The sequence below is a fragment of the Marinobacter sp. es.042 genome (assembly GCF_900188315.1).
Lineage (GTDB): Bacteria > Pseudomonadota > Gammaproteobacteria > Pseudomonadales > Oleiphilaceae > Marinobacter.
The window spans coordinates 628,840-652,988 of sequence record NZ_LT897781.1 but is presented as its reverse complement, the minus strand read 5'-3'; the positions used below and the strand labels follow the sequence as shown (position 1 = coordinate 652,988).

The 24,149-nt window shown below is 56.1% G+C and carries 21 protein-coding genes; 6 read left to right on the top strand and 15 right to left on the bottom strand.

Translation table 11 applies throughout. The features are described from left to right. Positions 1-8: 8 nt before the first annotated feature. A complete protein-coding gene (locus tag CFB02_RS03180) occupies positions 9-2,006 on the top strand; it encodes a M48 family metallopeptidase (protein WP_088556853.1) in 1,998 nt (665 codons plus the stop codon). Positions 2,007-2,010: 4 nt separating this feature from the next. Here CFB02_RS03180 and gspD read toward each other — a convergent pair whose 3' ends face one another. The 6 genes from gspD to CFB02_RS03150 form a co-directional block, all read right to left on the bottom strand. Beyond that, positions 2,011-3,960, bottom strand: a complete 1,950-nt coding sequence (gspD, locus tag CFB02_RS03175; protein WP_088559146.1) for a type II secretion system secretin GspD — start codon at positions 3,958-3,960, stop codon at positions 2,011-2,013. A 32-nt stretch (positions 3,961-3,992) separates the two neighbouring features. After that, positions 3,993-4,844 carry a type II secretion system protein N gene (locus CFB02_RS03170; protein WP_088556852.1) on the bottom strand — a complete coding sequence of 284 codons (852 nt, stop codon included), beginning with the start codon at positions 4,842-4,844 and terminating at the stop codon, positions 3,993-3,995. Between the two features lies 1 nt (position 4,845). After that, complete coding sequence (gspN, locus tag CFB02_RS03165; RefSeq protein ID WP_088556851.1) at positions 4,846-5,637, bottom strand: type II secretion system protein N; 792 nt, start codon at positions 5,635-5,637, stop codon at positions 4,846-4,848. A 133-nt stretch (positions 5,638-5,770) separates the two neighbouring features. Further along, a complete protein-coding gene (gene groL / locus CFB02_RS03160; protein WP_088556850.1) occupies positions 5,771-7,423 on the bottom strand; it encodes a chaperonin GroEL in 1,653 nt (550 codons plus the stop codon). A gap of 78 nt (positions 7,424-7,501) precedes the next feature. Next, positions 7,502-7,789 carry a co-chaperone GroES gene (gene groES, locus CFB02_RS03155; protein WP_088556849.1) on the bottom strand — a complete coding sequence of 96 codons (288 nt, stop codon included), beginning with the start codon at positions 7,787-7,789 and terminating at the stop codon, positions 7,502-7,504. 194 nt (positions 7,790-7,983) lie between these two features. Further along, complete coding sequence (locus CFB02_RS03150) at positions 7,984-8,532, bottom strand: FxsA family protein (protein ID WP_088556848.1); 549 nt, start codon at positions 8,530-8,532, stop codon at positions 7,984-7,986. 167 nt (positions 8,533-8,699) lie between these two features. Here CFB02_RS03150 and CFB02_RS03145 point away from each other — a divergent pair, with 167 nt between their 5' ends. The 3 genes from CFB02_RS03145 to CFB02_RS03135 all read left to right on the top strand — a co-directional run bounded on the left by CFB02_RS03145 (position 8,700) and on the right by CFB02_RS03135 (position 11,000). Continuing rightward, positions 8,700-9,461 (top strand): SDR family oxidoreductase, encoded by a 762-nt coding sequence (locus tag CFB02_RS03145; RefSeq protein ID WP_088556847.1) that lies wholly within the window; start codon positions 8,700-8,702, stop codon positions 9,459-9,461. 122 nt (positions 9,462-9,583) lie between these two features. Continuing rightward, positions 9,584-9,826 carry a helix-turn-helix transcriptional regulator gene (locus tag CFB02_RS03140; RefSeq protein ID WP_088556846.1) on the top strand — a complete coding sequence of 81 codons (243 nt, stop codon included), beginning with the start codon at positions 9,584-9,586 and terminating at the stop codon, positions 9,824-9,826. Continuing rightward, positions 9,816-11,000: a type II toxin-antitoxin system HipA family toxin gene (locus CFB02_RS03135; RefSeq protein WP_088556845.1), complete on the top strand. Its 1,185-nt coding sequence runs from the start codon at positions 9,816-9,818 to the stop codon at positions 10,998-11,000. Before CFB02_RS03140 ends, CFB02_RS03135 begins: the two co-directional genes overlap by 11 nt. Here CFB02_RS03135 and CFB02_RS03130 read toward each other — a convergent pair. From CFB02_RS03130 to CFB02_RS03120, 3 genes are read right to left on the bottom strand one after another with little or no spacing between them, the layout of a single operon-like run. Then, the gene (locus CFB02_RS03130; protein WP_088556844.1) at positions 10,957-11,265 is read right to left on the bottom strand and encodes an MGMT family protein; all 309 of its coding nucleotides are present in this window, start codon (positions 11,263-11,265) and stop codon (positions 10,957-10,959) included. The genes CFB02_RS03135 and CFB02_RS03130 overlap by 44 nt on opposite strands. Next, positions 11,265-12,638, bottom strand: coding sequence for an AmpG family muropeptide MFS transporter (locus tag CFB02_RS03125; protein ID WP_413772101.1), 1,374 nt, complete (start codon positions 12,636-12,638; stop codon positions 11,265-11,267). The genes CFB02_RS03130 and CFB02_RS03125 overlap by 1 nt, the downstream gene beginning before the upstream one ends. Positions 12,639-12,680: 42 nt before the next feature. Further along, on the bottom strand, positions 12,681-13,163 hold the full coding sequence (locus CFB02_RS03120; RefSeq protein WP_088556842.1) for a YajQ family cyclic di-GMP-binding protein: 483 nt from the start codon (positions 13,161-13,163) through the stop codon (positions 12,681-12,683). A 170-nt stretch (positions 13,164-13,333) separates the two neighbouring features. Between CFB02_RS03120 and CFB02_RS03115 the strand changes: the two genes are divergently transcribed. Both CFB02_RS03115 and CFB02_RS03110 read left to right on the top strand, forming a co-directional pair. Further along, positions 13,334-14,305: a response regulator gene (locus CFB02_RS03115; RefSeq protein WP_088556841.1), complete on the top strand. Its 972-nt coding sequence runs from the start codon at positions 13,334-13,336 to the stop codon at positions 14,303-14,305. A gap of 364 nt (positions 14,306-14,669) precedes the next feature. Continuing rightward, positions 14,670-15,695: an AraC family transcriptional regulator gene (locus CFB02_RS03110; RefSeq protein WP_088556840.1), complete on the top strand. Its 1,026-nt coding sequence runs from the start codon at positions 14,670-14,672 to the stop codon at positions 15,693-15,695. Here CFB02_RS03110 and CFB02_RS03105 read toward each other — a convergent pair. From CFB02_RS03105 to CFB02_RS18430, 6 genes are all read right to left on the bottom strand, one after another. Next, positions 15,692-16,903 (bottom strand): argininosuccinate synthase, encoded by a 1,212-nt coding sequence (locus tag CFB02_RS03105; protein ID WP_088556839.1) that lies wholly within the window; start codon positions 16,901-16,903, stop codon positions 15,692-15,694. The genes CFB02_RS03110 and CFB02_RS03105 overlap by 4 nt on opposite strands. 169 nt (positions 16,904-17,072) lie before the next feature. Further along, positions 17,073-17,471, bottom strand: coding sequence for a flagellar export chaperone FliS (gene fliS, locus CFB02_RS03100; protein ID WP_088556838.1), 399 nt, complete (start codon positions 17,469-17,471; stop codon positions 17,073-17,075). A gap of 36 nt (positions 17,472-17,507) precedes the next feature. After that, positions 17,508-19,496 (bottom strand): flagellar filament capping protein FliD, encoded by a 1,989-nt coding sequence (fliD, locus tag CFB02_RS03095; protein WP_088556837.1) that lies wholly within the window; start codon positions 19,494-19,496, stop codon positions 17,508-17,510. Positions 19,497-19,787: 291 nt separating this feature from the next. Continuing rightward, a complete protein-coding gene (locus tag CFB02_RS03090) occupies positions 19,788-21,632 on the bottom strand; it encodes a flagellin (protein WP_088556836.1) in 1,845 nt (614 codons plus the stop codon). A 110-nt stretch (positions 21,633-21,742) separates the two neighbouring features. Continuing rightward, a complete protein-coding gene (locus CFB02_RS03085) occupies positions 21,743-22,177 on the bottom strand; it encodes a flagellar protein FlaG (protein WP_088556835.1) in 435 nt (144 codons plus the stop codon). A gap of 70 nt (positions 22,178-22,247) precedes the next feature. Further along, on the bottom strand, positions 22,248-24,092 hold the full coding sequence (locus CFB02_RS18430; RefSeq protein WP_088556834.1) for a flagellin: 1,845 nt from the start codon (positions 24,090-24,092) through the stop codon (positions 22,248-22,250). Positions 24,093-24,149: the final 57 nt, after the last annotated feature.

Here is a 24,149-nt window from a genome sequence, read left to right as displayed (position 1 = left end):
CCTGAGTCATGGCTCATCCCGGTTTCTTTCAGCGCCAGGCCCACGCCCGGCGCAACACCACTCTGCTGGTTTTTCTCTTCCTGACGGCGGTCGCGTTTATCACACTCGCCGTCTGCCTGGTGGGGTACTTTGTCACCCGGAGCGAATCGTCGGGCCTCGCCTTTCACCACTGGCTGCTCTCCAATCATGGCCTGCTGACCGCCGTTACGGTTGTTTCCCTGATTGTTCTGGGTTCCCTGCTCCGCTGGGTTGATCTGGCCGGAGGTGGCGACCGGGTCGCCAAAATGGTCGGTGCCAGGCCCATTGACCCCGATACCCGCGACAGTGACGAGCGCAAACTGCGCAACATCGTTGAGGAAATGGCCATTGCCAGTGGTGTCTCCGTGCCCGAACTCTATGTGATGGATCAGGAAACCGGCATCAACGCTTTTGTGGCCGGCTACACTCCCGGTGAGGCCGTTATGGTCGTCACCCACGGCGCTATTACCCAATTGTCGCGGGACGAACTCCAGGGGGTAGTCGCCCACGAATTCAGCCATATTTTCAACGGAGACATGCGGCTGAACGTTCGGCTCATTGCCCTGTTGGCCGGCATCCTGATGATCGGACAGATTGGAGGCTTTCTGCTGCGCGCATCTTTCTACCGCGGGCACCGGGTGGGTCGATCACGGGACGGTCGGGCCCAGGCGGCCATGGGCATCATTGGTCTGGCCCTTTTTGTGATTGGCTATGTCGGCGTTTTCTTTGGCCGGCTGATACAGGCAGCGGTCTCCAGGCAACGCGAAATGCTGGCAGACGCATCCTCCGTGCAATTTACCCGCAATCCCGAAGGCATTGCCGGAGCGCTGTTCAAGATCGGCATGAAGGGCGGTTACCTGGACACAACCAGCCACGCCAGCGACATGAATCACATGTGTTTTGGCGAAAGTGCGCGGATGAAGTTCACCTCTTTGCTGGCATCCCACCCGCCCATAGATGAGCGAATCAATGCCATACAGCCCGGCATGCTGGCCAGATTGCGAAGCCGGCTCAGGGACACCGAAACAGGCGCCGACCTCTATCGGGGAGGCTCTGCAGCACCAGAAGCAGGCGCGTCCGGGTTTACTGGCGCGGCAACCGACATACTCGGGCCAGTTACCGGCAGGAGTGGCAGAACCTCACCGCTTGCATCCAGCCCGGAAAAAACCATAAAGCCGGCCCGGAAATTTTCAGATCAGGTCGGCACTATCAACCGGCAAAGCGAAGATTTCGCCCTGCGTTTTCTGGAACGCCTTCCAGCCACTTTCCGAAACCTGCTGTACACCCGGGCCGGGGCCGCGCAGCTCTGCTATGCCATGCTGATCAGCGAGCTGCCGCGTCCACAGCAAACGGAACGGCTGAGCCTGCTGCCGGCACACCCGGTATTGGGCAGCCAGCCGGATCTACTCGAGAAACTGCTGCCAGCACTGAAAACCATCGGCGATGGCGTCCGTTTCCCTGCCCTGGAGCTGGCCATGCCTGCCCTTCGCAAATTGGACCCGGAAGAGCGGGAGTTGCTCATTACCAATGTCCAGAAACTGGTGGCGGCGGATAACCGGGTTACCCTGTTTGAACTCGCTCTGACAAGCTTCCTGTCACGCCACCTGGGCGACGAAGCAGCCAGAGTGGTACCGGTGCGCTATAAGAGCTACAAACCGGTCATGCCGGCCCTCCAGAGGCTCCTGAGCTTGATGGCAAGGGCTGGGTCTGAGTCCCAATCTGACGCCGAGACGCTCTATCGGGAGGCCATGGCCGGCTTCATGAATGCGAAGGATGGAGTGGAGCCGGTTCTGGAAAAAGTCACCATGCGCCAGCTACGGGAAGCGTTGACCGCGTTGAACGGTCTTTCACCGCTGCTGAAACCGGCAATCATCGATGCCTGTGGGCACTGCATTACCCGCGACGGCAAAGTGGAAACCCGGGAATATGAACTGATGCGGCTGGTGGCGGACCAGATGGATTGCCCGATGCCGCCACTGGCTGTCTGAGCGCTTACTGGACCCGGGTGCTACCGTCTTCAAACAGCGCGTCCACTGTCGGACGCTGCTCTTCGGTGGGAATACCCAGCTTCTCCCGGATGTTCAGATTGACGTCCCAAAGCTGATTGAACTTGTCGGAAGTAGCCGCAACGGCTTCTTCCTTGCCCAGCATGATTTTGGGACGCAGGAACACCAGCAGGTTGCGCTTCACCCGGCGCTCCGATTCGGAGGAGAACAGGCGACCAACGAACGGGATGTCACCCAGCAGGGGCACCTTGCTCTTGTTGACCTGGTAATCATCCCGGGTCAAACCGCCCAGCACGATGGTCTCGCCATCATCCGCCAGTACGGTGGTCTTGATTTCCCGCTTGTTGGTGACGATATCCGAGGCGTTCTCGATGCTGTCTGCCACGCTTTCTGTGGTCTGCTCCACCACCAGACGCACCAGGCCGTCGGCACTGATGGTCGGGGTAACCTTGAGGGTCAGACCGATATCACGACGCTCAATGGTGGTGAATGGGTTGGTGGTGCCATCGCCGGTAACGGTGGACTGGCCAGTACGGAAAGGCACGTTCTGACCCACGATAATCTCGGACTCCTGGTTATCCAGGGTAATGATGCTCGGCGTGGACAACAGGTTCGCTGCGGCGGACGTGGACAGTGCCTGCAGGAGAATGCCCCAGCTCACACCATTTTCGTTCCGTTGGCCGGCGCCGATGGTTATACCACCCGTTGCGGGGGTGATAGCGGATTCGGTCAGAATCGCGCTGAGCACCTCACCCAGGCTGCGACCCACGTTACCGAAGTTGGTACCGGCCACCGGCGTGGATTCTCCGGACTCGTCACCCACGGCAACCTGGACGCCCAGATCCTGGCCCAGTTCGTCACTGATCTCAACAATGGCCGCCTCAATCATCACCTGGGCACGACGCACATCCAGCGCCGCAACAATCTGTTCGGCTTCCTGCATCAGGGATGGCTCACCCCTTACCACCAGCGCGTTCAGCCCCTCGTCCGCAAACACGGCAAAACTGCTTTGCGGTTTGGCGGCACCGCCGCCCCCCGAACCGGTACCTTCTTTTACCAGCTCGCCCATCACACCTTTCAGGATCTCAGTCAGGTTTTTGGCGTCGGCGTGTTTCAGCCTCAGGACCTTGGTGGTGCCGCCGGTGGCAGAGGGCTGGTCCAGCTGTCGAATCAGGCCGCGCATCTTTTCGCGGAAGGTCTCATCGCCCCGCAGAATAAGGCGGTTGCTGCGCTCATCTGCTGTGACACTGTATTTTCTGGCGGCATTGTCGCCGCCAGCCCGGCCGAGTTCATCCGGGGCCAGTTCCTGCAGAAGGGTCACCATATCACCCACCCAGGCTTCCTGAAGCTGGATGACTTCTACTTCGTATTTGGACGGGCTATCCAGCTCCCGGACAATCTGTTCGATGCGCTGGATATTGGACGAGTGATCGCTGATGATCAGCGCGTTGGCGGCGGCCACCCCGGCCAGATGGCCGTATTTCGCCACCAGCGGACGCAGAATCGGCACCAGCTCCAGGGCGTTGGCGTTGTCGATCTGGATAACCCGCGTGATCAGCTGCTCGGAGGGGGTTTCGGGAAAGCGCTCCAGAATCTCCGCCGACTGTTTGGCATCAACCTGTTGCACCACCTTGATCACTTCTGCGCCCGGGATGGCGGTAAAACCGTGAACATTCAGAACCGCCAGGAACAGATCGTAAATTTCGTCCTTGTTCATGGGCGCGCTGGAGAGCACCGTTACCTTGCCCTTCACCCTGGGATCCACCACAAAACTGTACCCGGTAATGTCGGCGACCTGGGTCACGAAAGCCCGGATATCGGCATCTTTCAGGTTCAGCCGCCATGTCTCGGCTTCCTGCCCATGCGCCATGGACATAAAGGGAAGGAGAACAAGCAGGACAATGGCCCGCAAAACATTGATCTTGTGGTTATACATCTGGCGATTTCGTCCTGTTTCGATGAACCCGGTCAGCGCCACTGCTCGGGTATGGCATAACTGATGGTGAGGATGGATCCGTCACGCTCGATTTCTATCTCCAGCTGGGCCTGGCCGCGCCAGTTCTCAAGCAGGGCCTTATCCTGGCTGATCTCGCCCAGTCGCTGACCGTTGATGGCGGTTATCACATCACCGGCCTGCAGGTTGACGGCGTTCAGCATGGCATTGGAGCCGTCGTAAACATACCCGGACGTGCCACTGTCATCCACCGGGCTCAGCCCGAAAGGCGCCAGTGCGGCAATGCCCTGGCTGTCGATCTGTTCGCGGGCACTGGCCAGGAACTCATCCGGTCCTGATTCTGACGGCTCGGCGGCCACTTCTGCAACCAGTTCGGACGACTGTTCCTCGAAAGTCAGGGATTCGTATCGCCCACCCCGACGAATCAGAACACGCCCGGGTTCCACTTCCGCCAGCTCAGCATTGCCGGGTAGCATCTCCCCTACCCGGTAATATGCGGTTTCTCCATTGCTCCCAGCAACTATAGCACCGGAGTCCTCCGGGCGCTGTGCGACAAGTACCCCTTCCAGCCGGAGCCGAAGCCGGGTTTCCGGAGCCGAGCGGCGAACCGCTTCGGCCACCTCGACCGGTCGCTCAGACCGCCCGAAGAAATCGTAAACCGCCATGGACGTCGTCAAACGGCTACCGCCTGACAGACTGCCTGCACCGGCTGCGACCGGTGCCTCTGGCACCGGCCGGTCGTCCCAGGCGTATAACCAGGTCATCCGGGCGAGAGTATTTGCCAGATACACCACCAGCACCAACAGCAAAAGGTTGGCGAGGATCCGGGAAATCCGGCTCTGGGCCGGAATACTCAACAGCGCCATATTATCTTGCCCCCGGTACGAGAGGCTGGCGTACCCGGAATACGACATCACCGGGGCTGGCAGAGTCCGGCCAGGGCTGGCCGGCGAGATCCACCATACGCTTGTAGACACGCAGTTCCATCATTCCGTTCCAGAACACGGTGGCATCTGCTGCTGGCCCTTGGCCGCCCTGCTCGGACACTGTCAGCGCCACACCGCCCTGGGAGGTATCCATCGTCGCCTGCATGGGCGGAAACTCGGCCTGCCCACGCTGGCCACCCATTGGCCAGGTCACCAGGCCGCCATCCCAGCGCCCCAGGCCTTCCGCCCGCGTAATCCGGTTATCGGCCCAGGCCATATTCAAGCGGTCAATCATGACTTCGCCTTCAATCATGGCGCCGCCGCTCTGGCGGATCAGCTCTTCAAACTCGGCCACCGTGACCCGTCCGCTGGCATCAAGCTGGGCACTGGCCGGCCAACCCACCGTAACATCGCCATTGAGTGAGGATTGCGACGATTCCAGGGAAATTCGGGCTGGCCATTCCAGGCTGGTGACCGACGGCATATGAAGCTCCCAGTCGACACGCACCGGGAAACCGGCCACCACAACCCCGGCCTCACCATCCCAGAGTCTGCCGGCAACCTGCTGAACCTTTACCTGGGGCGGAAGAGATACATGGGCAGAGGCTTGCTGCCAGACCCATCCCGCAGGAACCAGAAAGACCAGTGACAGCAGATAAACCAGAGCGCCCAGCAGCAGGAGCAAAAATACCTTGCCGGGGCGGAGAAAGGATTTGGGTTCAGCGTCACTCATTCGGCGTTGCACAGATAATGGACCGGAAGCCGAGTCTAGCAAAGCCATGGGGCAAGTTCATGACAAAAAAACAAAAACCCCGCGTTGGCGTGAACCAACGCGGGGTTTTTCAGGGGCCGAGATCAGGCCGGCATTACATCATGCCGCCCATGCCTCCCATGCCGCCCATTCCACCCATGTCGGGCATACCGCCGCCGGCAGACTCGTCCTGCGGCTCATCCGCAACCATCGCCTCGGTGGTGATGATCAGGGAAGCCACAGAAGCGGCCGCCTGCAACGCGGAACGGGTGACCTTGGCAGGATCCAGGATACCCATTTCCAGCATATCGCCGTAGGCTTCGGTCGCGGCGTTGTAGCCGAAGGAACCTTCGCCGTCGCGAACCTTGGCAACCACAACAGAAGACTCACCGCCTGCGTTGTAAACGATCTGGCGCAGAGGAGCTTCCATGGCACGGCGCAGAATGTTCACACCGGCTTTCTGCTCATCGTTGATAGCATCTACCTTGTCCAGGGCCGCGATGGCGCGAATCAGGGTAACGCCGCCGCCCGGTACGATGCCCTCTTCAACCGCGGCGCGGGTGGAGTGCAGCGCGTCTTCAACGCGGGCTTTCTTCTCTTTCATTTCCACTTCGGAACCGGCGCCAACCTTGATAACGGCAACACCGCCAGCCAGCTTGGCAACACGCTCCTGCAGCTTTTCCTTGTCGTAGTCGGAAGAGCTGTCTTCGATCTGCTTGCGGATCTGCTCAACGCGAGCTTCGATGTCCGCCTGCGCACCAGCACCGCCGATGATGGTGGTGTTTTCCTTGGTGACATTCACACGCTTAGCTGTGCCAAGGTCATCCAGGGTGGTGTTCTCAAGAGTCAGGCCGACTTCTTCAGAGATTACGGTACCACCGGAAAGGATTGCGATGTCCTGCAGCATTTCCTTTCGACGATCACCAAAGCCAGGCGCCTTCACAGCGTTGACTTTCACGATGCCACGCATGTTGTTCACGACCAGAGTGGCAAGCGCTTCACCCTCGATGTCTTCGGCGATAATCTGCAGCGGCTTACCAGCCTTGGCTACAGCTTCCAGCACCGGCAGCAGCTCGCGGATGTTGGAGATCTTCTTGTCGACCAGCAGGATGTAAGGGTCTTCCAGCTCGGCAGACATGTTGTCCTGGTTGTTGATGAAGTACGGAGACAGGAAGCCGCGATCGAACTGCATACCTTCAACCACGTCCAGCTCGTCTTCCAGGCCGCGGCCTTCCTCAACGGTAATAACGCCTTCCTTGCCAACTTTTTCCATTGCATCGGCGATGATCTTACCGATCGTCTCGTCGCCGTTGGCAGAGATAGTGCCTACCTGAGCAATCATCTTGCTGTCGTCACAGGGCTTGGCCATATCACGGATTGCCTTCACGGCTTCCGTTGTGGCCTTGTCGATGCCGCGCTTCAGATCCATCGGGTTCATGCCGGCCGTAACCGCCTTCACGCCCTCGTTAACGATGGACTGGGCCAGAACGGTTGCGGTAGTGGTACCGTCACCGGCGGTGTCGTTGGCCTGGGAAGCCACTTCTTTCACCATCTGGGCGCCCATGTTCTCGAACTTGTCAGACAGTTCGATTTCCTTGGCTACGGAAACACCATCTTTGGTGATGGTCGGCGCGCCGAAGGACTTTTCCAGAACCACGTTACGGCCTTTCGGGCCGAGGGTCACTCTAACCGCGTCTGCCAGTACGTTGACGCCTGCGACCATGCGCTTACGTGCGCTATCACCGAATTTAACGTCTTTTGCTGCCATGTCTTCTATTCCTGTTCGTTAAACCGAAAACGTTGAATCAATCGGATTAATGAGAGTTCGTGCGATTCGCCTCAGCGATCACTCAAGCACGCCGTAGATGTCGCTCTCGCTCATGATGAGGAGCTCTTCGCCATCGATCTTGACGGTGTTACCGGCGTACTGGCCGAAGACCACGGTGTCACCCACCTTGACCGCCAGTGAGCGGGTTTCGCCGTTATCAAGGATGCGACCGTTACCAATGGCAATCACTTCGCCCTGGGACGGCTTCTCTTTGGCGTTACCCGGCAGCACGATGCCACCTGCAGTTTTCTCTTCTTCTTCCTTACGGCGCACGACAACACGATCGTGTAGCGGACGAATTTTCATTGCTCGGCTTCTCCAATAGTCAGATTAATGTGGCAATGACATTGTTGATGTAAGTCGGATCAGCTAAACCTGATCCGACAAATTGCCCGGCTGGATAACCAACTGTTTTCAGTGGAAATCAGCCCGCAGCGAACTTGTGGTTTCTATTTGGGGTAGCAGGTAGGGGTTTTCAACACCCCGGAGAGAAAATTTTTTCACTTTTTTTCGATCCGGTCCCGATCGGATTCGGTCTCGTCCTGATACTCGCCTTCGATAATGTCGCCATTGCTGTCACGGTCAAACGGGCGTTGCTGGCCGAACGGGTTCTCCCGGCCACCAAACGGATCCTGTCCAAACGGATTCGAGCCACCACCGGCACGAAAATAGAAACCGCTACTCCGGCTTTGACCAGCCACAACCATACGCTTCAGAGCCTGCGCTGCGAGCCAGTGGCGGGTACCCGGAATCAGGCAGAGGAATCCAACGGTATCGGTAATAAAACCCGGCGTCAGCAACAGGGCGCCGCCCACGGCCAGGATCAGCCCCTCGGCCACTTCTTTGGCAGGCAATTCACCACTGTTCAGACGCTGATTGGCCCGCAACAGCGTTGCCAGACCCTGCTGCCGAAGGAGCCAGGCACCGATAACAGCGGTCAGCAACACCAACCCGATGGTATTAAGCACGCCGATCATGCCGCCCACCTGGATCAGGACCGCCATTTCGGCGATCGGCATGATAATGAATAAAAACAGAAACACAGACATCAGGACCTCAGGGTCTGAGCAGGAATTTCAGAAGGTCTGGTATACTCGCAGCCCTTCCGTTTTTAACAAGAAGCCACACATGGCTCGACTCACCCACGCCGCAAGGCAAAGGGCGAAAGGACGCACGGCAACCGTAAACCACCTGATAACAGTAGTTAGGGCAAAACATGAAACTTCAAGATTCCGTGATTGCAATTACCGGCGGCGGCCAGGGCCTGGGCCGCGCCATGGGTGAATACCTTGCAGCGAAAGGCGCCAAAATCGCGCTCATCGACCTGATGCCAGAGAAGCTGGACGAAGCCGTCACCGGATGCGTGGCCGCGGGCTCCGAGGCCAGAGCCTACGTCTGCAACGTCGCCAAAGAAGAAGACGTTGAGAAAACCTTCGAAGCCATCATTAACGACTTCGGGCACCTTAATGGCCTGGTCAACAACGCCGGTATCCTTCGGGACGGGCTTATGGTCAAAGTGAAGGATGGCGAAGTTGAACGCCGCATGGAGCTGTCACAGTGGCAAGCGGTTATCGACGTCAACCTAACCGGCGTCTTCCTCTGCGGCCGCGAAGCAGCGACCCAAATGATCAAGAACGGTGACCAGGGGGCGATCATCAACATCGCCTCCATCTCCCGTGCCGGCAACATGGGCCAGAGCAACTACTCCGCCGCCAAAGCCGGTGTTTCCGCCCTGGTTCCCGTGTGGGCTAAAGAACTCGCCCGCTACGGCATCCGCTGCGCCGGCATCGCCCCGGGCTTCATCGAAACCGAAATGACCGCCTCCATGAAGCCGGAAGCCCTGGAAAAAATGACCGCCGGCATCCCGCTGAAGCGCATGGGCAAGCCAGAAGAGATTGCTTCGGCAGCTGCGTTTATTTTCGAGAACGACTATATGTCCGGGCGGATGCTTGAAGTGGATGGGGCTCTGAGGCTCTGATCCCTTAAATCCATCCTAGAAATGAAGCCAGCTCAGGGATGAGCCGGCAGATAGCCAAAATACTTTACACATCGAAAGATTAAGACAATAATGTAAATTATTTTCGCCAAAATGGGCCGGCAATGGATTTTCAGACCCTCGGACACGAAATCTCTGCTTTCCGCCAACAACAAGGCGTCTCCCAGCAAAAAATGGCAGACCACCTTGGCATCTCCCGCGCAACCATCAATGCCTTGGAAAACGGCCGTTCTGGCGACATCGGCATCCGCAAGGTTATGAAAATTCTCGACTACCTGGGCAAGGAGCTGGCCATCCGGGACAAATCTCCGTTCCCGACCCTGGAGGAGCTGCGTGATGAGCGATGAACTGGACGTTTATGTGAATCACAGGCCTGCCGGGAAACTGTTCCGCGAATCGGGCGAATACGTCTTCAGCTATTCCGAGAAAGCCAATCCCAACGCCTTCGTTTCGCTGACCATGCCGGTCCGCAAAAAAGATTATAGCCACCCTCAGCTACACCCGGTTTTCGAGATGCATCTGCCGGAGGGCTACCTGCTCTCGGTAATCAAAAAGCAGTTTGCCAAACTTACGGATACCGACGACTTTGGGCTTCTTCGACTGCTGGCGCCCAACATACGTGGCCGGGTCGAGTTCAACCCTGATGACCACTCCGGAGAGAACTCCTTAAGTCTCGACAAACTTCTACACTCTGATAACCCCGCCCTGTTCGAGGAACTGGTGTCACGGTTTGCGCTTCGCTCTGCTTTAAGTGGCGTACAGCCCAAAGTCCTGGCGACGCTTGAAAACAAGGCAACGCTCCAACTTGAAGACTACATTGTCAAAGCCTGGGGCCCTGATTATCCCGAACTGGCTCTCAACGAATACTGCTGCATGCTCGCCTGCCAGCACGCCGGAATTCCCGTTCCCGAATTCTATCTATCGGATGACGAATCCCTGTTCACAATGAAGCGGTTCGATTTGAATGACAGCGGCGAGGCACGGGGCTTTGAAGACATGTGTGTACTTCAGGCAAAACAGCGGGAAGAAAAGTACACCGGCAGCTACGAGCAAATTGCCAAAACCATCAAAACCTTTGTTAGCGCAGAGAACAAGAAAGCCTCCCTTGAGCAGTTTTTTAAAATGATGGTCCTGAATAATATCCTGCAAAATGGCGACGCCCACCTGAAGAACTTTGGCCTAGTCTACGAGAACATCGATTCCATCAGACTGGCGCCAGCTTACGATGTCGTATGCACAACCGCCTACATCAAGAAGGATATCTCGGCTCTCACCCTCATGGGCAGCAAGAAATGGTGGCCCAGAAAACATATGGAACGGTTTGGGATTCAGGTCTGTGACTTGAGTGCGGCCAAAGCCAGAGAGTTGTACGAGGAATGCCTGGGAGCCATTGAAAAGGTTCAGCTCTATGTTGCGGAACGGCTTTCACGGGAACCTGCCGGAGAGAAAGCGGAGCTGTTGGCGCACCTCCATACGCTCATTGCCAACGAAACCGCGACATCGAAACGCGCCCGTCGCTGACTTCGACACCTTCAGCTTCAAGCCGGCTTACCTGCTCCTGATATTTCTCAGACCCCACGGGAAAGGCAATCTGGCCGTTACTGCGGATCACCCGATACCAGGGCACGGCATGCCCGTCCGGCAACTTGCCCAAGGCCTTCCCGATGTACCTCGCCTGCCGGCCCAACCCTGCCATCTCTGCAACCTGGCCGTAACTGACTACCTTTCCCTCCGGCACGGCCAGTACGACTTGCCAGATTTTCTGGTCTTTGGTCAGTTCGGACATCAAGGGCTCTCTGCTTCGGCATCAGGCTTCGATTCATTGCGCGGCGCCAACGCATCCAGTCGATGGCCATTCCGGATCATGAAAACGGCCAACAGAATCGCAGGCACGCCCATTATGCCGGCCACCAGGAAGAATTCGGCGTAACCAAAGCCCGCCACGACAATGCCGGAGAACCCACCGAGAAACTTGCCAGGCAGAGTCATCAGGGAACTGAACAGGGCGTACTGCGTTGCCGTGAACGAGGCACTGGTCATGCTGGAAAGCCAGGCAATCAGGGCAACGTTGGCGATGCCGCCACTCAGATTATCAGCGCTGACGACGGCAGCCAGAGTGACAATGTTGGGAGGGTACTGGGCCAGCACCACAAACAGGAGGTTGGTGGCGGCGGTCATTATTGCCCCCAGAAGAAGAATGCGACGAACGCCGTAGCGAACCACCATAACCCCACCTATGAGCGAACCGGCAATGGTCATGAAGAAGCCGAAGATCTTCGTCACATCCGCTACCTGGGTTTTGCTGAAGCCCATGAAATCCAGGTAGAAGGGATTAGCCATCACACCCATGGCGATGTCCGAGATCCGGTAAACGGCCACCATGAGCAGAATAACCAGAGCCAGCTCCCTGTACCGGCGGAAGAAATCCAGGAATGGGCCGGCGACGGCGGCGTAAAACCAGCCAACCAGTCTCGCCAGCCGGGGATTCAGATGGGTACGCTTGGCGGCCTCCTGCTTGATCTTATGAGCAATGTCCTGGGCGGCGGCAAAGTGGTTCACGGTCGGTTCGCGAACAATCAAAACCGTCACCGCGCCGACGCCCACCAGGGCCGCCATGACCTCATAGGACACCTGCCAGGACCAGAATTCCGCCAGGTAAAGAGCACCGGCGCCGGCCACCAGAAGCGCCAGACGGTAGCCAAAGATGTACGTAGCAGCCAGGGCGGCCTGGAGGCGTTCCTCGGCAATCTCGATGCGGTAGGCATCAATCGCCACGTCCTGAGTAGCGGAAGAAAAGGCCACCAGCAAGCCACAAAGAGCCATCATTTCCGGCGCTGCCGTGGCATCCACGTGAGCCATCAGGTACAGCCCCGTGGCGATACCTGCCTGCGCAAAGATAATCCAGCTTCGCCGCTTGCCCAGCAGCCGGTCGAGCAGCGGCAGTTTCAGGCGGTCCACCACCGGTGCCCAGAACACCTTGATGGAATAGGTAATGCCAAGCCAGCTGAAGAACCCGATGGTGGCGGTTTCCACCCCGACATCCGCGAGACGGGCATTCAGCGTGGAAAACACCAGCAGGAACGGCAGCCCCGCCGAAAAGCCCAGGAATAGCAGGGCAATTACCTGCCAACGGGTATAGGTATGGAGCGTGTCCCGGATCAGGGTCAGGCGGGTGCCGGTTAAGATGGTGAAGCCTCCGGATCAGTCGCGGAAATTATTGAACTGCAGCGGGATATCCAGCTCAGCTTCCCTGAGCATGGCAATGGCTTCCTGAAGATCATCCCGCTTCTTGCCGGTCGCTCGCACCTTATCACCCTGAATACTGGCCTGGACCTTCATCTTCTGGTCCTTGATCATCTTCACGATCTTCTTGGCCATATCGGTTTCAATGCCTTGCTTCAGCAGCAGGTGCTGTTTAACCAGCTTGCCGGACTTGCTGTCGCCATCCTCGGCCAGCGCTCGCGCATCAATATTACGCTTGGCAAAGGCCATACGCAGCATGTCCAGCAGCTGCTCCAGCTGGAACTCCTGCTCGGCACTGATGGTAATGCCCTTGTCGTCCAGCTCAATGTCGGCTTCCACGTTCTTGAAGTCCCAGCGATTACCCAGCTCCCGCTTGGCCTGGTCGACCGCATTGGTGACTTCGTGCATATCGATTTCTGAAACAATGTCAAAAGAAGGCATGGTCGTTATTCTCCGTTAAGCTAAGCGGGTATACTGACAAATTGCTGAAAACGGGGTCAGATGAAAGCGTTCATCTGACCCCACCTTCGGCGCCCGATTGATTTGCAGGGAATCATACCAACCTGCAGCATACACCGCACCTGACAACGGACTGCTAAAAGTAGATAACAATGCCAAATCTGGACCTTCCCATCCTGGTAGTAGACGACGCGAAATTCAGCAGTATGGTGGTTGGCCGCACGCTGCGAAATGCCGGATATCGCGACGTACGCATCGTGAATAACGCACCGGAAGCCCTTCAGTTAATCGAACAGCGCCCGGTAAGCGTTCTTATTGCCGACTGGCTGATGCCCGAGATGGATGGCCTTGAGCTGACGGACCAGGTGCGACAACAGGACGAGCAAAACAATCACTACACTTACGTGATCCTGCTCACGGCACGGGAAAGCGTCGAGGCTCTTTCAGAAGCCTTCGACCGGGGCGTGGACGACTTCATCTACAAGTCCGACATGACCAAGCAACTGATCCCCCGCATATTTGCCGCAGACCGAATGGCCGACCGCCAGAACACCCTGCTCCGTGCCAACTCCCTGCTGATCGAGAACAACCGGGAACTGGAATCCACCAACATCATTGATCTGGAAACCGGTCTCTGCAACACCAAATACGGTCGCGAGCGGCTGACCAAGATGCTGCGCCACGCTGAATCCCGAGGCGGCTGTTCTGCCTACGTACTGTGTGGCATTCGCAACTGGCAGGAACTCAAGCGCAAACACCCGCCCACGGTGATGAGCGAACTGGCTATCGGCATTGCCCGCCGACTGAGCACCCTGATTCGCCCCATTGATGCCCTGTGCCGCGTTGGCGACAACCAGTTCGCCATCATTGCCTACTTCCCGAACAGCGATCACTGCACCACCACAGCGTTCAGGCGCGTGTTCGATGGCATCAACCACAAGGCCCTGAAAACCACGGCTGGCTATATTTCTTTGGAAGCCGGCATGGTGCTGTGCAAAGCTGACGCCCAGAACGGCACACCCTCGATCCAGGATATGGAACGGGCAGCGGTGCAGGGGCTGGTGGATGCCTATGATACCCGTCGGTTTACCGAGACTGCGCCGGAGATCGGAGCGACCGCGTAACGAACTCGGGGTCAGATGAAATTGGGGTCAGAAGAAAAGTTCTTCTGACCCCAATTTCATCTGACCCCACCTTCACAGTCCGTAACACTGATACACACTTCACAAACAGACAGGAAAGGCCGGACGATTTATTCTGCAATGGTGGATTTAAGCAGTATCCCCCATGGTGGAGGAGCCGAGAAGTACCTCCGCCGCCATATGGGGAATCGAATCCACCGGATTAACGAATTTTTCAGGCACTTTCGTTCTTTCCTTGTTTTTTGGGCCAGCTTTTTAGCTGGCCTTTTTATTTTCTGCTCCAGACGTTTCCGCACCAGTTCCGTTATACTCCGACTATAACGACTCCAAAAACAGTGCTGTAACCATGCAAACCCTCGGAACCGCCTCTGTCGCTGCCCTACGCCAATACGTTCGTGCTGCCGAATCCGCCGGCGTGGATATCAATCGCCTTTTCAACCAGGCCGAACTGGACCAGAACATCCTGGACACCGACGACGGCCGCATTAACGGCGAGCAGTTCCAGCACTTTATCCGTTTATTGTGCGAACAAACTGGCAACCCGATCCTTGGTCTGGAAACCGGCGACTTCGTTCAACCCGGCTCCTACAGCGTGCTTGGCTACATCACCATGAGCTGCGCCACCCTGGGCGAAGCCGTGGCACGCATTGCGCCGTTCGAAAAACTCGTCGGAGATATGGGAACCACCAGCCTCGCCATGAAAGGCGAAGACATCAAACTGACCTGGAACTGCAACTACACTGATCCCCTGGTGCGCCCCCAACTGGTCGACAACGTCTTTGCCTCCTGGGTGAACTACGCCCGCTGGCTTGCGGACAACCGGGAGGCATCACCCAGCTCGGTAAAACTCCGTCGGGCCTCTCCGGGCTCAGAGTTTGAAACGGCCTACCAGGAACGCTGGCACTGCATGGTCACTTTCTCAGCAGATGAAGACAGCATCACCCTCAAGAAAAGCCTGCTGGAAACCCGCCTGCGGCAACCGGACCCCCTCCTGCGCAAAACCCTGGAAGCCCATGCACTGAGCCAACTGGCCTCTCTGGATACCGACAGCGACCTGACTTCGAAGGTCCGCCACAGCATCCAGCAACAACTGATGCACGGCATTACCCGGCAAGACATGGTGGCCGAAGACCTGGGAATGACAAGCCGAACCCTGCAGAGAAAACTTGGCCAGGGAGGCGTGTCTTACCAGAAATTGCTGGATGAAGTGCGGCAAAAAATGGCCGAGGACTATCTACGCAACAGCGAGTTGGCCATTCCGGATATTGCGCTAAGGCTGGGATATAGCGAAACCACGTCGTTTCACAGGAAGTTCAAGGCGGTAACGGGGAAAACGCCCGGAGAGTTCCGGGCGTCCGTAGAGCAGACTTAAAGCTTGCGGCCTTTGCCAGCAGCAATCCGCAGACGCAGCGCATTCAGCTTGATGAAGCCTTCTGCATCCTTCTGATCGTATGCACCCTGATCTTCCTCAAAGGTCGCGATCTTCTCGTCGAACAGCGAATCCTCAGATTTACGGCCAACCACGTCCACATTGCCCTTGTAGAGCTTCAGACGAACTGTGCCGTTTACATAATTCTGGGTCTGATCGATCAGCGCCTGCAGAGCCTCGCGCTCCGGAGACCACCAGTAACCGTTGTAGATCACCTCGGCATAGCGCGGCATGATGCTGTCTTTCAGGTGCGCCACTTCGCGGTCCAGAGTAATGGACTCAATGGCACGGTGGGCACGCAGCATGATGGTACCGCCCGGGGTTTCGTAGCAGCCGCGGGACTTCATGCCCACGTAGCGGTTCTCGACGATATCCAGACGGCCAATGCCGTTGGCACCCGCCAGCTTGTTCAGGGTTTCTACAACCACGTGCGGCTTCATGTCCTGACCATCGATGGCAACAATGTCACCCTTCTTGTAGGTCAGCTCAACGTAGGTCGGCTCATCCGGCGCGGCTTCCGGAGACACGCTCCAGCGCCACATATCTTCCTCGGCTTCCGCCCAGGGATCTTCCAGGTTGATGCCTTCGTAGGAGATATGCAACAGGTTGGCGTCCATGGAGTACGGGCTCTTGCCCTTCTTCATTTCCACCGGGATGTTGCGCTCTTCGCAGTATTGCAGAAGCTTCTCGCGGGAATTCAGATCCCACTCACGCCAGGGTGCAATCACCTTTACACCCGGCTTCAGCGCGTAGGCACCCAGCTCGAAACGCACCTGGTCGTTACCCTTGCCGGTTGCACCGTGGGAAATGGCATCGGCGCCGGTTTCATTGGCGATATCGATCAGACGCTTGGCAATCAGAGGACGGGCAATGGACGTACCCAGAAGGTACTCACCCTCATAGATGGTGTTCGCGCGGAACATCGGGAACACGTAATCGCGCACAAACTCCTCGCGCAGGTCCTCGATGTAGATTTCTTTAACGCCTAACGCCTCGGCTTTCGCCCGCGCCGGCTCAACTTCCTCGCCCTGGCCGATGTCGGCGGTAAACGTTACCACCTCACAGTTGTAGGTATCCTGCAACCACCGAACGATAACGGAAGTATCCAGGCCACCGGAATAGGCCAGCACCACCTTTTTGATATCAGACATGCCCTTGCTCCAGACTGAACAGAATGGATGTGTTGAAAATAAGGGCCGTATTGTACGGGAGAGTGGGGGTAATGGCTATTGGGCGGGGGTATTAGGCGGCATAGGGCGAACAAGGAGTCAGATGAAAGCGTTCATCTGACTCCGATTTCACAGTGAGAAGTTCGCGGCCTCAAACAGCCTGCTGCTGCCCAACAGCTTCTTCGCGAATTCCATCCCAGCCTTCTTTAATCGAATGAAGGAGAGACAAAACCTCATCAAGTTTTGCAACGTCATTTTTCGCGCTGGCTTGAAGCAAAGTCCGCTCCATATAGTCATAGAGCGCTTCCAGCCTAGGCGCCAACTCGCCACCTTTTTCGAAATCCAGGAAACTGCGAAGACCACCAATTATATCAATAGCCTTCCCTATCAACTGCCCCTTACCAGCCGCATCTTTGGCTTGCATGCGAGCCTTGGCCATATTGATTCTCTCAATAGCACCGTTGTACAGGAGCTGAATCAACCGATGTGGATCTGCATCAATTGTGCTTGTTTGGTTGTTAACACGCTGGTATGCCTGCAAACCGTTCATATTCGACCTCTTGAGTTACTAACCGATCCTAACTGATCAGTTGTCACGGTTGTTTTGAGGAGCCAGCGCAGCAAGCTGCTGACTCACGAAATCCTGAGTGCTGTTGAGCTGCGAAATCAGAGAATCAGCTGCAGTAAACTGGCTCACCAACCTCTCCCGGTAGGCCGCTATGCGCTCTTCAAGCCGTGCCTGACTCGCCTGTATCTGCTCCAGATCCCGGTTAAGGCTCTCGGTCCGCGATTCAATCGCGCCATCGGCGCCCACAAAGCTCGAGACTAAATCGACCGTTCGCTCAGCAACGCCTTCAACAAACGTGATCGAGCCTCTACTTCCTATCTCATCACCAAGAATACGAACCTGCAGACCAGAAGCGCCGCCATTTCCGTTTCCAAGGAACAGAACCCGGCCATCCCCTTCTGCTATTCTTCCACCGATCGTCCCGGCAACATCGACGCCTGACGTGCTCGTTGCCGAATCGAGACCGAAAATCGCTGAGCTTTCTGCGGAGTCCAGAGAGACAGCCGAATCGCTTCCATAATCCGCAGACGTAAAACTCAGATTGCCGCTGCTGTCGAGCTCAACCTGCACTGAGGTACCAGCCGCATCAAGGGCATTGTTGCTGTTTAACTGGGACTGGATTTCATCAACCAGATCCTGAGCAGACGCATACGTCTGTTGCGTCAGTTGAATACTTACCGACGTCTCATCGTTCACCTTGAATGTCAGTTCATCGTTGGAATCGTCGATCACAATTCCATCTGCCAATGCACTCCCGGCAACCAACGTGCCCTGAGTAGCGGCCTGGGTGATGTTAATGTCGTATCTACCGGGCTCTGTATTTAGCCCGCTGCGTACAAACTCAACCTGGCTGTCAGTTGTCCGCCCTTGTTCCGCAAACAAGGCGGTCACGTCATCCGGGTTTGCCTTAAGCTGTTCTTCAAACCTGGCTCTATCAAATTCCAGACCACCTGTTTCGAAGTTGGTGGTTACTCCTACATCAGCCAAACTACGGACCGCCGAGTTTTCCAAGCCGGGAACAACGCGGGTAAGAACTTGGCGCAACTGGTTCTGAATTGAACGAACCGTGCTATCGCCCGTTAGGAGACTGCCAACGCCTGCCTCCGCATTGAAGCCGGCTAGGCTGTCGATTGTCGACTGAAGTGCGTTGAACTTGTCCACAAAACCCTGGACCCGATCCGCAACCGCCCCCAAATCCTGCTGCACCTTGATTACAGAAGAGCCGGTAGCCGTGAGATCAAATGTAAGGCCGTCGATGACATTTTCAAAACTGTTCGTGGCGCGAGTAATCTCAACACCGTTAATTTCCATCACCGCGTCGGTTGCTGCAATGGTTTCGCGAAGCCCTGAATCAGCATCCATTCCGGAATTAAAGGCAAACCGGGACAATCCCTGGTTATCGGTGCCAGTTCCAACACTATCGTCAGCGACCGACATACTGACAGCATTGGCGGTGCCAGTCTCATCGGCCGAAAGCACCAACTGAAAGCCGTCTCCGGTATCGATTACACCAGCGGAGACTCCAGCATCGGCATCATTGATGGCATTCGCCAACCCCTGGAGGGTGTCATTGCTGCTATCGATCGTAATGTTTGTCGTCTTGTCGCCCACATTCAAGGTCAGCCTGCCCTGACCGACGCTGGTTGCGTCACGATCGGCAAACACATCACGGGAAGCCAGGGCCTGAGCTCCAGCAAGACTGGTCACTTCTACACTATAAGTGCCTCGGCTAGCCTTGGTGCTGTCCACAGACACGGATATATCTTCATTCGAAGAACTTGCCGAAAACGCTTTTAGATTATCCGGGGCACTAAGCTGGCGCATTGGCAAGCGCAGTTCGGTAATTGCACTCCGAAGCTGGCCATAAGCTGAGATCAAAGACTGCGTTTGCTCTGTCTTTTGTGTCAACCTCTGTTCGGTGGGCGCACGCTCAGCTTGAACCAACTGATCAACCAGATCAGAGGTAAGGACCCCGGAACCAATACCCAACGATGATATGCTTGCCATTCCAATGCCTCCTCAAGGGGGCTAATCTCTTCATTGTTCAGTTTATCGGCAAAAAGCGGCAAAACTTTGCCTTTTTCTTCTGTCGATTTGTAACACAAAGTAACCAGTCTCGCGCTTTAAAAGCAAAAATGCAGACTGCTTCATCACCCTAAAAACGCAAGCACCGCCATATCCTTGAAGATATGGCGGCGCTGAACAGCCGCTGCCGTCATCAGAGGGAGAGCTGAAGCCCATCAGACGGCTACGTCAGCAATCAAACCTGAAGCAAGTTTGCTGCCAACCCACAGTTTATTACTGTAACAAAGACAAAACCTGCTGGGGACGGGCATTCGCCTGGGCCAGTACTGAGATACCAGCCTGCTGCAGCACCTGAGACTTCGACAGCTTCGCAGTTTCCGCTGCAAAGTCGGCGTCCAGGATTCGACTGTTGGAAGCACTCAGGTTCTCAACAGACGTGCTCAGATTAGCAATCGTGGACTCGAAACGGTTCTGGGCCGCACCGAGATCGGACCGGAACTGGTTTACCTGATCGATGGCAAAGTCTACGGCAACCAGAGCCTGATCAGAGCCTTCACGGGTGCTGATATCCAGACTATTGAGTGACGCTGTCGCATTTTCCGGATCGCCCGCAGTATCAATAGCCTGGTTTACTTCAGGCGTGCCATCCGCATCCAGATCGGTCGTAATCAAAGCAACGAAGTCTTCACCTTTGGCGGATGCCAGAACAATGTCATTGCCGTCAGAGCTCAGAAAAGCTGACACTCCAGTGTTTTTGGTCTCGCCGTTAATCTGCGCGACTACGTCCTGGAGACTGCTCGCAGTGACTTCGATAGACTCATCAGCACCAGAGATGTCCACCTGAAAATCAACAGTCTGGCCTGCGGCAAACTTATCGGCCAGCTCCAGCTCCTGCGCAGGTTCTAGCTGCCCAATACCAGAGCCGGTGGAGTTGCTAGCAATACGGGTACTGTCTTCTAGCTCCAGGTCAAACGTGAAGCCGCCACTGTTAGCCGTATCAACTATAGAAAAGGCATTAAAAAAAGGACTCGCACTGTAATCAACAGTAATGTTGGATTGATTGAACGGCGGAGATTGAATCACCGCCTCAATTGCGTCGGCTGCGTCCTGGCCACTCGTCACAGCAGTGAAATCGATGCTGACCTCGTCACTACCTACCGTGAGAGTGCCCGTCATGTTGCCGTCGTACACGAAGCTAGCTGGTTCGGAAATGGTGCTCGACCCGTTATTGGGAATGGTGCCCGATAACACATAGATGTTCCCGGAACTTCCGGTGGCATCCTGAACAGAAAAATCAGTGAGCGTTCCCGGAGTCGTTGTCGGGTTGCTGATCTTGAGTATTTCGCCTTCAACGGAAACCGTCGCTTCTTCAAAGCCAGCTTCATTTTGAATAGCGTTTTGTAAATCACCCGCAAAACTGGCGATCCTGTCGGCTCGCGTAGCTCCTCCAGAGTAGTCTGTCGTGGAACTCAGGCTTGTCGCGCCAAGGTCACCAGCAACCGTGATGTCTGTACTGAAGTCGAGACCTGAGACATCCAGTTCGGTAACGCCAGCCTGGCCAGGCCCGATCGAAGTAGAAGAAAGACCCTCAGTTTGCCGAATCGTTGCGCCGAGTTCACTACCCCGAGAATCAAGGCCAGCCACAGAGATGGTCTCACCCGCGTTTGCGCCAACCTGAAACGCTTGAGCGCCAAAGGTTCCATCAAGAACCTTCAAGCCATTAAAGGAGGTCTGGCTCGCAATACGATTGACTTCCGCAATTCGCTGATCAACCTCACTATTCAAGGCTTCGCGATCGGAAGGGCTGTTGGTGGCGTTGGAGGATTGAACGGCCAGCTCACGAATACGCTGCAGGTTGTTGGTGATTTCGTCCAATGCACCTTCAGCAGTCTGAGCCAGAGAGATGCCGTCGTTGGCATTTCGGGTAGCCACGTTCAGACCAGAAATCTGGGATTGGAAGCGGGTGGAAATCGCTAGACCAGCAGCATCGTCTTTGGCGGAGTTGATACGCAGACCGGATGACAAACGCTCAAGTGCCTGGTTCGACAGCTTCTGCGACTGCCCCAATTGATTCTGGGCGGACAGTGACGCAACGTTCGTATTGATTCCCAAAGCCATTGCGCGATCCCTATCAAAGCAAGGTGTTTGCAAATTTCACTGTCACGCGGTTTCCCGAGTGACAGTGGTGTTTCCTTGCGAAAGCTGAGCTTACAAAGACCGGCTGGCTTTCAGACTTTAATGTTGAACAGTGTCAGCGGCTCATCCTGCTGCAGATTTTCAGCCAACCTCACAGCAACTTCGTCAGGAATCTGGCGAATGACTTCCTGGGTCGACTGATCTACCACTTTGACGATAGTCTGTCCAAGATCGTTATCAACTTCGAATTGGAGATCCCGCTGAACATTCTGAACGAAATTGTTCAGCTGACTGACCGCATCATCCAGCTGATCCCTTTGAGCATCGGTCCGCGCTTCCAGCTTTTCAGCTTTCGCCGCGTTTTGACCCGCCTGGGTACTCTGGACTTTTTCGGTAGCGGAAATAGAAACGGAAGGGTCGGAGGCATTCCTGCCCTCGGCCTGAGATGACGATATTGCCCGAGCCGGTGCTTGTTCACTGGCGCGAACCAGCTTCAGATCCGGGCTGTTCAGGTTAACGTCATTCATAGCTTTACCTCGCTATCCTTAGACGGAGTAAAACCGGAACCCGAAGGTTCCGGTTGTTACCGCTTGCCCCTTACTGCAGGAGGGACAGAACCTGCTGCGGACGGGCGTTCGCCTGGGCCAGGACAGAGATACCGGCCTGCTGCAACACCTGGGCCTTGGACAGCTTCGCGGTTTCAGCCGCGAAGTCGGCATCCAGGATCCGGCTATTGGAAGCACTGAGGTTCTCAACAGAGGTGCTCAGGTTCGCAATGGTGGACTCGAAACGGTTCTGGACCGCACCGAGGTCTGACCGGAACTGGTTTACTTGGTCGATTGCGAAGTCTACTGCAACCAGAGCCTGGTCGGAGCCAGCACGGGTGCTGATATCAAGTTCGTTCACCGAAACGTTGGAGTTCGCATCGGTTGATGAATCGACAGTCAGGTCAACCTCGTTAGTGCCATCACCATCTACGTCTGTAGTGATAGACGCTGTGAAGTTCTCACCCTTTGCAGATGCGAAGACAATATCGTCACCGGAAGAACTCAGGAAAGCAGAGACACCGGTATCCTTGGTTGCGCCGTTGATCTGGGCCACAACGTCCTGCAGGTTGCTCGCGTCGGTAACTTCAATGGCTTCGCCTGCAACATTCAGGGAGAAGGAAGTTGTTTCACCAGCTTCGAAGCGGGAAGCTACTGTCTGCTCTTCGGCTGCGGCCAGAGCAGAAACGGAGCCGCCTGTAGACGCATTCGGCGTTCCGCCATCGCTAGCAGTGATATTTGCAATATCGTAGGTAACAGCTGAGTCGCTCTCTATTTGCACCACACTGCCATCGTCGACCGCACCCAAATCAGTGCCTGCCGTGAAACCAGCAGCAGTCAAGCCTGCTTGGACCGCTGAAGTGAGATCCGCGAGTGTATTGCCCGTGCCTGCTGCTAGAGAGAAGTTAACAGTTGTGGTGTTTGTAGAATCATCTGTGACCTCGAAGGAACCCGTAACCCCAGAGTCCAAATCCAAAGTGCTCGGATCGAACAGAGTAGCCTGGGTTGCTGTGCCTGAGCCATCAGTGGTGGAGACGTCAGACCCTGTGACACTTACCTGCGTACCAGACGCGTCAGAAATATCAATAGTTGCAGTAATGTCAGAGGTGCTGGCGTTGCTGAAAACGATCGAGTTGCCATCGTCCGAAGCGGCGACAGTCACATCTGGAAGGTTACCATTGCTGGTAATCTCGCCTTGAATCGCTGTAGCGAGTGCATCAGCATCAGCGTATGTCGCACCCGCAACATCAATGGTTTGGCCATCGATCGTGGAGGACACGGTGATATCGCCGCCAAAATCGAGACCAGAAACGTCCAAAGTGGTTTCGCCAGCATCACCCGCTCCCAGGGAGGTCGCAGCCAGGCCTGAAGTCTGAGAGATAGTCGCACCCAGCTGGCTTCCGCGTGAATCCAGACCAGCTACTGAGATCGTCTCACCAGCGTTCGCGCCTACCTGAAACGCCTGGGTGCCGAAAGTGCCATCGAGAACCTTAAGACCGTTGAATGAGGTCTGGCTCGCGATGCGGTTAACTTCTGCAATACGCTGATCGACTTCCTGGTTCAAAGCCTCACGGTCCGAATCACTGTTGGTGGCGTTAGCGGACTGAACCGCCAGTTCACGAATACGCTGCAGGTTGTTGGTGATTTCGTCCAGCGCGCCTTCAGCGGTCTGGGCCAGAGAGATACCATCGTTAGCGTTACGGGTCGCCACGTTCAGACCAGAAATCTGAGACTGGAACCGTGTGGAAATGGCAAGACCTGCTGCATCATCCTTGGCGGAGTTGATGCGCAGACCAGAGGACAGACGCTCCAGCGCCTGGTTGGAAAGGTTCTGAGACTGACCCAACTGATTCTGGGCTGAGAGCGATGCAACGTTAGTGTTGATACCGAGAGCCATTATGCTTCTCCTTCGACCGATGTCGTTATTTCATGGAAAAGGTCTGGCGCCCGTTTT